Below are 10,520 nucleotides of genomic sequence, written 5' to 3'. Positions count from 1 at the left end.
GCGGCCGACAGCGTCTACCTGCTGGCCTACTGGACGGCCGACCGCGACCTGCCGCGCCGCTTCGAAGTGCCCTTCCTGGCCGCCCGCATGCCCCAGGGCCAGACGCCGGTGGCCGACGAAGCGGAGCAGTTCGAGCCCGTGTGGGTACGACCGACCGATGCGCTGGCGCGGCACGAGGCGGGCCAGTTCTTCATGATCTTCCCGACCATCCGCACGCTGCAGCGGCTGGCCAAGTTCAAGAACACCCAGGCCGTGCTCGACGCCCTGGCCAGCGAGCAACCGCTGTGGGTGAGCTGCCCGCGCGCCGGCCTGCTGGCCGGCAAGGAGGCGCGCTACATGGAAGACGAGATGCCCTTCGGCGAGCTGGCCCTGGTCTGCCCCGACGGCCAGATCGTGCACCCGCTGGACTGGCAGACCGACCATGCCGTGCCCTTGCTCAAAAACGTGCAGCGCCTCACGGCGCCCAACTCGGGCGTGATGACCGGCCCGGGCACCAACAGCTACCTGGTGGGCGACCCGACCACGGGCTTCATCGCCATCGACCCGGGCCCGGCCGACCCCGAGCACCTGGAGAAGCTCTGGCGCACCGCCGGCGGCGACATCCGTGCCATCGTCTGCACGCATTCGCACCCTGACCACTCGCCGGGGGCCGCTCCTCTGCAGGCCCTGTGCGTGCAGGCCGGCCGGCCGGCACCGCCCATCCTGGGCCTGCCCTCGGCGCCCACGGCGCGGGTTGCCAGCGCCTTCACGCCCGAACGCGAACTCGCCCACGGTGAAAGACTCGTGCTCTCGGCCAAGGTGGCCGATGCCGCCACCAATCACACCCTGCAGGTGATCCACACGCCCGGCCATGCCGCCAACCACCTGTGCCTGCTGCTGGAAGAAGACGGCCTGCTGTTCAGCGGCGACCACATCCTGAACGGCAGCACCACGGTGGTCGACCCGCCGGATGGCAACATGGCCGACTACCTCGATTCACTGGACGCGCTGGATGCGGCCTGCGAGGCCTACCAGATCCACTTCATCCTGCCAGCCCACGGCCATGTGCTGGGCGAGGCGCGCAGCGCCATCGCCCGCCTGAAAGCCCACCGCCTGGCGCGCGAGGCCAAGGTGCTGGCTGCCATGCAGGCCCTGCCCCAGGGCAGCATGGAGGATTGGGTGCGCCATGCCTACGACGATGTGCCGCCGCGCATGTGGCCGGTGGCCCAGCGCTCGCTGCTCGCCCATGTCGAACGTATCCGCGCAATGGAACCGGGGAATGAAAACACCCCACACTGAATGACTGAAAAAAACCCTGAAGCCGGCCATGTGCGCCTGGCCAAGCGCGTGGCCGAGCAGCTCAACTGCTCGCGCAGCACGGCCGAGCAATTCATCGAGGGCGGCTTCGTGAGCGTCGATGGCGCCATCGTCGAGGCCCCCGGCGCACGCGTGGCGCCGCGCCAGAGCGTGACCGTGGACCCGAATGCCAGCCTGCTGGAGTTGACGCCCGTGACCCTGCTGCTGCACAAGCCCGCAGGTTTCGAGGCCGGCCTGGGCGCACCCGGACAGGCCGGCGCCGCACACGGCAGCCGCAGCCAGGGGGCCGCACCCGCACAGACGCTGCTGTCGTCCGCCTCGCACCTGCCCGAAGACGCCTCGGGCATCCGCGTGCTGCAGCGCCATTTCCGCCAGCTCGAATGCTTCACCCCCTTGCCCACCGAAGCCAGTGGCCTGGTGGTCTACACCCAGGACAAGCGCATTGCGCGCAAGCTGGCCGAGGACATCGAATCGCTGGAGCAGGAGTGCATCGTGGAGGTGGCCGGCGAGATCGCGGTCAATGGCCTGCAGCGCCTGTGCCATGGCCTGTCGTTCAACGGCCGGCCGCTGCCGCCCATCAAGGTGAGCTGGCAGAACGAGACCCGGCTGCGCTTTGCGCTCAAGGGCATTCGCCCCGGGCAGATCCCGGCCATGTGCGAGGCCGTGGGCCTGCGCGTGGTGGCCATCAAGCGCCTGCGCATCGGCCGCGTGCCCCTGGCCAAGGTGCCCGAGGGCCAGTGGCGGTACCTGCAGCCCTGGGAGCGATTCTGAGCAGCACTGGCCAGCTATCAAAAGGTGAGCAATCACCGTTTCGAGGGATGGTGCGCCGCCACGAGCCGCTGATACACTGCCCGCCATAACAGGAGGGAGTCCATGGACCATCAGCAAACCGGGGCCGGTGCGGCGCCCGTCTCGACCTTCGCGGCGCAGGACATCAACGCGCATCCGCTCGAGTTCACCGGCAGCGGCGGCGAATACTTCCGCGTGTGGATCGTCAACGTGCTGCTGACCATCCTCACCCTGGGTTTCTACACCCCCTGGGCGCGGCGGCGTACCGCCCAGTACTTCTATGGCCACACGGTGGTGGCCGGCAGCCCGCTCGAATTCACGGCCCAGCAGGGCCGCATGGTCAAGGGCTTCATCATCCTGGTGATGATCAGCATCGCCTACCAGATCGCCGTCAACACCGGGCAGGACACGGCCGTCGGGGTCTTCCTGCTGGCGGGCGCCCTGCTGTCGCCCTTCATCTGGGGCAGCGCCATGCGCTTTCGCCTGGGCTCCACGCGCTGGCGCGGCCTGCGCCTGCAGTTCACTGCCCCCTGGCGCGAGGTCTACAAGGCCAGTTGGCCCGTGTTCGCGATCGCCCTGGTGTGGTTCGGCGTGTTCTTCGGCATCCAGTACCTGGCGCCCGAATCGGCCAGCGCCCTGCAGGAACTGGCGGACGAAAGCAGCGACGCCGACCTGCCCACCATGACGGCCGGCATCTGGGGCCTGCTGGCCATGGGCTTGCTGCTGTCGATCATGTGCGTCATCCGGCTCGAGTACAACTACAAGAGCCTGCTGGTGCTGCGCACCCAGGTGGGTGCCGAAACCGGCCGCTGGAAGCCGGTGTACATGGATTTCATCAAGGTCTGGCTGGCCACGGTCGCCGTGTTCCTGCTGTTCGCGATCGGTGTCACCGTGGTGGTGGGCGTGCTGGCCGGCGGGACTGCGGCACTGTTCATCGACGATGCCAAGAACCGCTCGTTCGCCTTGATCATGGTGGCCATCGTGGTGGGCATATTCGGCGGTATCTTCATGCTGCTGCTGACCTCGGCGCCGGCACGCGCCTACCGCGAAGCGCGCATGTTCCAGCTGATGTGGGACAACATCGGCCTGAGCCAGGTGGCGCGCTTCAAGTGCGGGTTGCGTACGCGCAGCTTCGTGCTCCTGCGCATCAAGAACCTGTTCCTGACCCTGCTCACGCTGGGCCTGTACCGCCCGTTTGCGCGCGTGAGCGAGTACCGCATGAAGGCCGAGTCGGTCACCCTGCATGTCAAGGGCGGCGTGGACCAGGTGACAGGCGCCATGGTGCGCCAGCAGCAGCAAGGCGGCATCGGTGATGCACTGGCCGACGCCGCAGGCCTGGACCTGATCGGCTGATGGGCACGGCAGCCCCTTCCGGGGAACTGGTTCCCGGGCGCTGGTTCGATGGCTTGAGCAGCCAGGCCAAGCCGGTGCTCGTGGGCCTGCAGCCCACACCCAAGGGCCCCTCGCTGGTGCTGCACCCGGTGTCCCAGCCCGGCGCGGCCCCCACCGTGTTCTCCTGGGGCCAGGTCGGCTGGCCCGAAGCCTGGAGTGAACGCCGCCCGCAGCAGCGCGTGGTGGTGGACCTGCGCGACCACGGCAGCCTGGAAATCGATGCCGTGGCCCAATGGCAAGCGGCCCTGGCCGCCGCGGGCGCCCGCCCCAGCCTGGCAGAGCGCATGCAGAACCGCTGGCCCGTGCTGCTGGGGGTGACGGCCATCGCCGTCGTCGGGCTGAGTCTGTTCTACCGCTATGGCACGCCCTGGGCTGCCACGGAACTCACGCGCTTCGTTCCCGTTTCCTGGGAAACCAGCGTGGCCAGCAATGTGCTCACGCAGATGGACAAAGGCACGCTCAAGCCCAGCAAGCTGCCCAGGGAGCGCCAGCTTGAGCTGCAGGCGCGATTCAATGAATTGGTGCAGCAGATGCCCACGGGGCTGCAGCGCTATCAGGGCTACCGGCCCACCTACACCCTGTCGTTCCGTTCAGGGATGGGCGCCAACGCCTTTGCCCTGCCCGGTGGCACGGTGGTGATGACCGACGGCCTGGCCAAGGCGGCAGAGAAGCAAGGGCTCAGCGACGACGCCCTGATCGGCGTGCTGGCCCACGAGATCGGCCATGTGGCCCAGCGCCACACCACGCGCATGATCGTGCAGCAGGGCGTGCTGCAGATGGGCATGGGTTTGGCGCTGGGTGACGTATCGGGCATCGTATCCACCGGCGCCTCGGTGCTCACCGGCCTGGCCTATAGCCGCAACCACGAGCGTGAGGCCGACTGCTTTGCCATCGCCCTCATGGGCCACGCCAAGCTGCCCACGGCGCCCATGGGCAAGCTGCTGCTGGCCATTGCGCAGGATGAGGACGCCGAAGAGAAGGCCGACAAGAAGAACAAAGCCGCCACCGCAGCCAAGGAGGGCGCGAGTGCCCCGACGGAGACCGCCGCGGCGAAGAAGGAACCGGAGACCATGGGCCCCGTGTGGTCCCTGCTGAGCAGCCACCCCGACACCGTGGAGCGCGCCAAGGAACTGGAGCAGGGGCATGCGATGCACTGCCCCAAGCCTGCCTGAAGCACTGGGATGGCCGGAAAGACCGGCCATGGAATTAAGTGTGAAGCGCGCCGATAAGCCGGATTCTGTGCGCCGCGGTTGCCCGCGGCGTGACCGCCATTACTCTGGGCCGGGTGTCGCCACGCCGGCTCGATGCTACCTACCCGCCAGCTCTGCGGAACCACATCAACGCTGGCCTACTTGGTATTGCTGCGCGTAGAGATTGCCCGTTTCACCTCGGGCGCGGAACGCGCCCGAGGTGGCTGTGGGCGTTCCCGGCTTGCGCCGGGAACCGTCTGGCTTGCGCCATCCGCAGCCAGCTTGCGCTGGCGGCCCACAGAACACCCCTGGTGGTCCCGTGTCCGAACTCGTCTCTGTTGCTCTGATCCTCACCTCGCGGTGGGCAGCCGTTAGCTGCTACGCTGTCCTGTGCAGTCCGGACGTTCCTCCAGTGCCTGGTTTCCCAGATTGCACCAGCGGCGGTCTGGCGCGCTTCACAGAGCGATTATCGTTCACCGCGGATGACCGACTCCCAATCCAGGCCAAACCGGGCCAGGTATTTGCGCAGGCGGTCGGCATCATTGACCACCGTGCGCTGCGCGCGCGAGGCCTGGAACAACTGCCGCCCCGCATCGGACAGGGTGCGCGCCTGCCGGCACACGCGCAGCACGGCGGCCAGTTGAAGCTGGTCGAACAGGTCCATGGCCTTGATCTGTGCCTCGTCGAGAAGCGTGTTCAGATCAATGGCATCCCCAACCGCACCACCTCCATCACGTGCGGCCTTTGCCGGTTGCCACAGCCACTGCAGGCGGGCGATCTCCGCCTCCACCAAAGGCAGGCCGATACGGCCACTGTCGGCCAGCGTGGCCAGGCGCGTGGCGCTGGCGGACAGGTCGCGGAAGTTGCCGCTCCACAGCGCATCGGGCGACTGGGCATAGCGCAGGTAGGCAGTGCGCGCCTCGGCCGAGAGGCGCACCGTGCGGCCCAGCTCCGTGCCGGTGCGCGCCAGCAGGTGGTCCAGGGTGGGTTCGATGTCCTCGGGCCGCTGGGCCAGGCCGGGCAGCTGGTAGCTCCAGAGGTTGATGCGCGCGTACAGGTCTTCGCGGAAGCGCCCGGCCGCCACTTCGGTGCGCAGGTCGCGGTTGGTGCCGGCGATCAGCTCGAAATCACTGGCCACCTCGCGGTCGCTGCCCATGGGGTAAAAGCGCTTTTCCTCCACCGCCTTGAGCAGCATGGCCTGTTCGTCCAGGCCCAGCTCACCGATCTCGTCGAGGAACAGCACGCCCTTGTGCGCCGTGCGCAGCAGGCCCGCCCGGTCGGCCGCGGCGCCCGTGAATGCGCCTTTCCTGTGCCCGAACAGCGTGGACGCAGCCCCGTCGCCGTGCAGGGTGGCACAGTTCACCTCGACGAATTCGCCCTCCACCTGGTGGCGGGCCTTCTTGAGCTGGTACATGCGCCGCGCCAGGTGCGACTTGCCCGCCCCCGTGGGCCCGGTGAACAGGATGGGTGCACGCGAGCGCACCGCCACGCGCTCCACCTCGTCGATCAGCGCGTTGAAGCGCGCATTGCGCGTGGCGATGCCGCTCTTGAGGAAGTCCACCGCATCGCGCTGCTCGGCGCCGAAGCGCTGGGCGATGACGTCGTAGCGCGACAGGTCCAGGTCGATCAGCGCATAGCTGCCCGCGTCGCCCATCTGCTGGCGCCTGGGCGGCGAGGTCTGCGCCAGCACACCCGGAATGCGCCGCGACTCCACCAGCAAAAACAGGCAGATCTGCGCCACGTGCGTGCCCGTGGTGATGTGGGTCCAGTACTCCTCGCGCTCGGTGTCGAAGCGGTAGGCCTGCGTCCAGTCGAACAGCTTGGCGTAGACCTCGCCGAAGTCCCAGGGGTCGGCGATCTCCATGGGCACCAGCCGCACCGTGGTCTCGGGCGATGCGGTGGCGATGTCGGTGCGCACCTGGTGCGCCAGCTCCTGGTGGGCGGGGGTGTACAGCAGCTCCATGCGGTGCACCACCATGTCCTCGTGCTGGACCAGCGAGACGGTGGGCCGCCACTTCTCCCACCGGCCCGCGCCCTTGCCGGAGTCGAGCTGGGTACCGATGAAACCGATGACCACCCTGTTCTTGCGCATCTCTAGCTAGCTACAAAACTAGCTTCTATTCTAGCAAAAAAGAAACCATCAAGAAACCCAGCACTTACTCTTTTTAAAAAACCTATTTCAAATCAAATACTTGAAAAATTTTCGCGTTTCAGCAGATGGCTGGCACGCAATTCGCAGATACCAAGGCACTCGGCGCAAACAGCGAACGCTCACAGGCCAGGGTTGGGGCAAAGGCCCGCCCTGCCGGTGCCGGGAGTCCGGGGCTTTATTGCCTTTTGGATTCCCCGCATGCCGCACGCTGCGAGCGCCGGGTGACGGCAGGGCTGTGGAAGCCAGCCCGCAAGGGACTGCCGGGTTCGACTCCCGGCCTGCACCACTGGTAGCTCAGTCTGGTAGAGCACCCCTGCAAAGGGACTGTCGCAGGTTCGACTCCTGCCCATTCTTCCGGCCTTCGGGCCGGCTGTTGAAGAAACGGTCGAAAGACCACCCGCCGGACGCGGGGTGAAGGACAGAAGGGTTGCGCCGCAGCCCGAAGGCCATTGCCCCGTCAGCGGTGGCGGTTTGTGCCAGCACCCGGCACGGCCCGCGCCCGTAGCCAGCCCAGGCGAAAGCCCCCTCGGGGCCACCGCCACGGCGCACTGCAGGGCCCGGACCGCGCCCCCTGGGACCACTGCCCCGCTGTAACGGCCCCCATGCAATTTGATGCGGCAACCGCAAGACATTGAACAAGAAAGAATGAGGGTAGACACATGCTGAAGATCCAACGCACCACCGTCAAGAAGAACGAACGCGCCCTGCTGCTGCGCAACGGCGACTTCGACCGCGTCCTGCACAGCGGCACGCACTGGCTGTTTGCCGGCCTGGACCAACTGCGCGTGGAAAGCTTCGCGCTGGAACAACCTGCCTTCACCCACGCCCTGGCCGACTACCTGATGGCGCGCGAGCCCGAAGTGGTGGCCGCTGAATTCGTGCGCGTGGAGCTGGCCGAGAACGAAGTGGGCCTGCGCAGCGAGAACGGTGTGCTGGTGGAGATCCTGCCCCCTGGCACCCGCCGCCTGTACTGGAAGGGCCAGGCGGAGGTGTCCGTGCAGGTGATCGACCTGAACGCCGGACCCGAACTGCCCGCCGCCCTGGTAGCGCGCCTGACGCAGCCCCAGTTGCGCCACCGCACGGTAACCGGCCTGGCCGGCCTGCTGCAGGTGCAGGTGCCCGAGTCGTCCTGCGCGCTGCTGACGGTGGATGGCAAGGTGGAACGCCTGCTGCCCGCTGGCGCCTACGCCTTCTGGAAGTACGGCCGCACCGTGGCGGTGGAGCTGGTGGACCTGCGCCTGCAATCGGTGGAAGTCTCGGGCCAGGACATCATGACCCGCGACAAGGTGGGCCTGCGCATCAACCTGTGCGCGACCTTCCGCTACACCGACGTGCTGCGCGCCTGGAGCCAACTGCAAAAGCCTGCAGAACACCTGTACCGCGAGCTGCAGTTCGCGCTGCGCGCCGCCGTGGGCACCCGCACGCTCGATGAGCTGCTGGAGAACAAGACGGTGATCGACGAGGTGGTGAACGCCCACATGGCCGCCAAGCTTGCGCCCTACGGCATTGCGCTGGAGAGCGCCGGCGTGAAGGACATCGTGCTGCCCGGCGACATGAAGGCCATCCTGACCCAGGTGGTGCAGGCGGAGAAGCAGGCCCAGGCCAACGTGATCCGCCGCCGCGAGGAAACGGCCGCGACGCGCTCACTGCTCAACACCGCCAAGGTGATGGAGGACAACCCTGTCGCCCTGCGCATGAAGGAGCTGGAGACGCTGGAACGCGTGGCTGAGCGCATCGACAAGATCTCGGTGTTCGGCGGACTGGACCAGGTGCTTAACGGCCTGGTGAAGATGCGATGAGCGCGAAATGACAAGGAATACGGGCGCGCTGGCACAGAAGGGAGCGCCACTGCCAAAAATGTTGTTATTGCCGGCAGGTCGGGTAACACCGAGTGCAGCGGGAGAGTCGGTGAACGGGCAAGGTTGAGGATGCAGGTGCTGGCTCCGATGACGGGTCTGCCACTGGCGCGCGTTTCCAACCGTTCACTGGGCCAGCGGAGTAAAGCACCCTGGTCGCTGCAAAGATGCGGGTTCGAATCCCGTCGCGTCCACCAGACAGATAGAAAAGAAGAAAGAAGAAAAGAGGAACACCATGAAACAGACCGCGCGCGCAAAGCGTCTGGCAAGGCAGGCTTCGTCGCCAGTGACACCCGAGTCCCTGGGACTCGATGCCACGCTGTACGCCGACGCCATCCGCTACCTCTTCGACCGGCCCGTCCCGGGCAAGAAGGAGCGCGAATGGTACTGGGACATGGACGGGCCCTGCTTCGAAGCCACTGCGCTGCAATGGACGCATATCCAGACCGTGCTGTTCGCCAACGCGGGCGCCGACCTGGCGCCCTTCAACGACGAGCAGGTGGGCATGGGCCTGAATTGCGTGATGAGCACCAACGCCGGCGACATCCCGCTGCAGGTGCTCGACCCCTCGGTGCCGCTGGCGGATGCGGTGCGCATGCTGCAGGCCTTCCCCCGGCTGTGGAGCGACTGCATCGGCCCGCGCAGGGCCCGTGTGCACGAGGCCATCGGCACCAGCAGCGGCCGGCTGGGCTTTGTCTGCTACATGTGGTTCGACGTCTGGCCTACCTTCTGGAACGCCAGGCACATCCCCGAATGGCGGGACGCGATGTGGCAGCTGTTCTGCCAGATGCTGGAGGTGCCCTGCCGCGACGTGCAGGTCTCGGCCCTGCACGGCATCGGCCATGAGGGCCGCGCCCTGCTGCGCCCCAGGGAACTGCAGGAGCGGGTGGGGCAATTCATCCGCGGCGTTCCGGCACACGATGAGGAACTGAAGAACTATGCACACGCTGCGGCCCAGGGAATGGTGCAGTAGCAGCGCGCGATGAAGGACCGAACGGCGCCCGGAGCGCCACGGAGAAGATGATGACGACGAAAGTACCTGCAACCGCCACCGACACTGCCCTGCCCCCGGCCCTGCGCACGGCGGTGGCCGCTGCCTACGCCGCGTTCCAGCACCACGAGGCCCCCAAGAGCACGCTGGACGTGTGCCTGGCCTGCTGCATGGACGAGGCGCTGGAGCGCGAGATGCGCCGCATGCCCCTGCGCCAGGTGACGACGCGCCACTTTTACGAATACAACAGCTCCGCCAAGAGCAGCGAGCAGCCGCCTGAAGAACTGCTGTACTTCCTGCCCCGCATGCTGGAGCTGCTGGCCCAGGGCGAGGAACTGCACCACTCGACCGAGCTGTACCTGGACCGCCTGGGCAACTGCCCGGCCGATGCCCTGTCGCCCAAGGAGCGTGCCGCCGTGGATGCTTTCGCACTGGCCTTCTTCAACGAAGGCCTGGGGCACACCGGACCCGAACCCAGCCCGTTCAATGGCGCCAACGCCTTCGATATCCTGCTGATGTTCCACAAGGGCGGCGTGAACTTGCAACCGCTGTTGGCGCACTGGCTGGACAACGAGCGCCCGAGCGCCGTGCTGCACTACGCCGAGGCGAGCTACTGGGACTTCTGGGGAAAGCACGAGATCCAGAACGCCTTCGCCGAAGACCAGCCGGAATTCCGCGAGGCAATGAAAGCCTGGCTGCTCGACGACGCCAACCGCCAGCGCTTTGCCCAGAAGATCCTGGCGCTCGATAGCAGCGCCATGGAACGACCCGCCTACTGTACCTGCGGCAACTGCATGGGCCCGCGACAGATCCTGGAAGCAGTGTTCGACCTGGTCAGCGGATGAGGCCACGCA

General features: G+C 67.0%; 8 protein-coding genes and 1 other RNA gene. 7 read left to right on the top strand and 2 right to left on the bottom strand.

The features are described from left to right. The 4 genes from ACK59X_RS31665 to ACK59X_RS31650 form a co-directional block, all read left to right on the top strand. Positions 1–1,278: MBL fold metallo-hydrolase (locus ACK59X_RS31665; protein WP_409962954.1), on the top strand; the 1,278-nt coding region annotated here is incomplete at its 5' end. Then, positions 1,279–2,067, top strand: a complete 789-nt coding sequence (locus tag ACK59X_RS31660) for an rRNA pseudouridine synthase (protein WP_409962952.1) — start codon at positions 1,279–1,281, stop codon at positions 2,065–2,067. 102 nt (positions 2,068–2,169) lie between these two features. Beyond that, positions 2,170–3,438: a YjgN family protein gene (locus tag ACK59X_RS31655; protein WP_409962950.1), complete on the top strand. Its 1,269-nt coding sequence runs from the start codon at positions 2,170–2,172 to the stop codon at positions 3,436–3,438. Then, entirely contained in the window at positions 3,438–4,649 is a 1,212-nt protein-coding gene (locus tag ACK59X_RS31650; protein WP_409962948.1) for a M48 family metallopeptidase, read from the top strand. Before ACK59X_RS31655 ends, ACK59X_RS31650 begins: the two co-directional genes overlap by 1 nt. Before the next feature lie 38 nt (positions 4,650–4,687). Here ACK59X_RS31650 and rnpB read toward each other — a convergent pair. Further along, an RNA gene (rnpB, locus tag ACK59X_RS31645) (RNase P RNA component class A) lies at positions 4,688–5,124 on the bottom strand. Positions 5,125–5,133: 9 nt separating this feature from the next. Beyond that, the gene (gene rtcR / locus ACK59X_RS31640; protein ID WP_409962946.1) at positions 5,134–6,759 is read right to left on the bottom strand and encodes an RNA repair transcriptional activator RtcR; all 1,626 of its coding nucleotides are present in this window, start codon (positions 6,757–6,759) and stop codon (positions 5,134–5,136) included. Positions 6,760–7,478: 719 nt separating this feature from the next. Between rtcR and ACK59X_RS31635 the strand changes: the two genes are divergently transcribed. From ACK59X_RS31635 to ACK59X_RS31625, 3 genes are all read left to right on the top strand, one after another. Then, complete coding sequence (locus tag ACK59X_RS31635) at positions 7,479–8,618, top strand: slipin family protein (RefSeq protein ID WP_409962944.1); 1,140 nt, start codon at positions 7,479–7,481, stop codon at positions 8,616–8,618. 292 nt (positions 8,619–8,910) lie between these two features. Beyond that, on the top strand, positions 8,911–9,648 hold the full coding sequence (locus ACK59X_RS31630) for a hypothetical protein (RefSeq protein ID WP_409962942.1): 738 nt from the start codon (positions 8,911–8,913) through the stop codon (positions 9,646–9,648). A 50-nt stretch (positions 9,649–9,698) separates the two neighbouring features. Continuing rightward, positions 9,699–10,511: a hypothetical protein gene (locus tag ACK59X_RS31625; protein ID WP_409962940.1), complete on the top strand. Its 813-nt coding sequence runs from the start codon at positions 9,699–9,701 to the stop codon at positions 10,509–10,511. Positions 10,512–10,520: the final 9 nt, after the last annotated feature.

The organism is Acidovorax sp. (assembly GCF_046339755.1).
In the GTDB taxonomy this organism is placed as follows: domain Bacteria; phylum Pseudomonadota; class Gammaproteobacteria; order Burkholderiales; family Burkholderiaceae_C; genus Acidovorax.
Note: the sequence above shows the minus strand (reverse complement) of the source record. Positions and strands in the feature narration are given on the sequence as shown.

Bases quoted from the DNA above. Each gene is read 5' to 3' on its own strand.
- ACK59X_RS31660 (WP_409962952.1), top strand. From the start codon at position 1,279: ATGACTGAAAAAAACCCTGAAGCCGGCCATGTGCGCCTGGCCAAGCGC.
- ACK59X_RS31655 (WP_409962950.1), top strand. From the start codon at position 2,170: ATGGACCATCAGCAAACCGGGGCCGGTGCGGCGCCCGTCTCGACCTTC.
- ACK59X_RS31650 (WP_409962948.1), top strand. From the start codon at position 3,438: ATGGGCACGGCAGCCCCTTCCGGGGAACTGGTTCCCGGGCGCTGGTTC.
- rtcR (WP_409962946.1), bottom strand. From the start codon at position 6,759: ATGCGCAAGAACAGGGTGGTCATCGGTTTCATCGGTACCCAGCTCGAC.
- ACK59X_RS31635 (WP_409962944.1), top strand. From the start codon at position 7,479: ATGCTGAAGATCCAACGCACCACCGTCAAGAAGAACGAACGCGCCCTG.
- ACK59X_RS31630 (WP_409962942.1), top strand. From the start codon at position 8,911: ATGAAACAGACCGCGCGCGCAAAGCGTCTGGCAAGGCAGGCTTCGTCG.
- ACK59X_RS31625 (WP_409962940.1), top strand. From the start codon at position 9,699: ATGACGACGAAAGTACCTGCAACCGCCACCGACACTGCCCTGCCCCCG.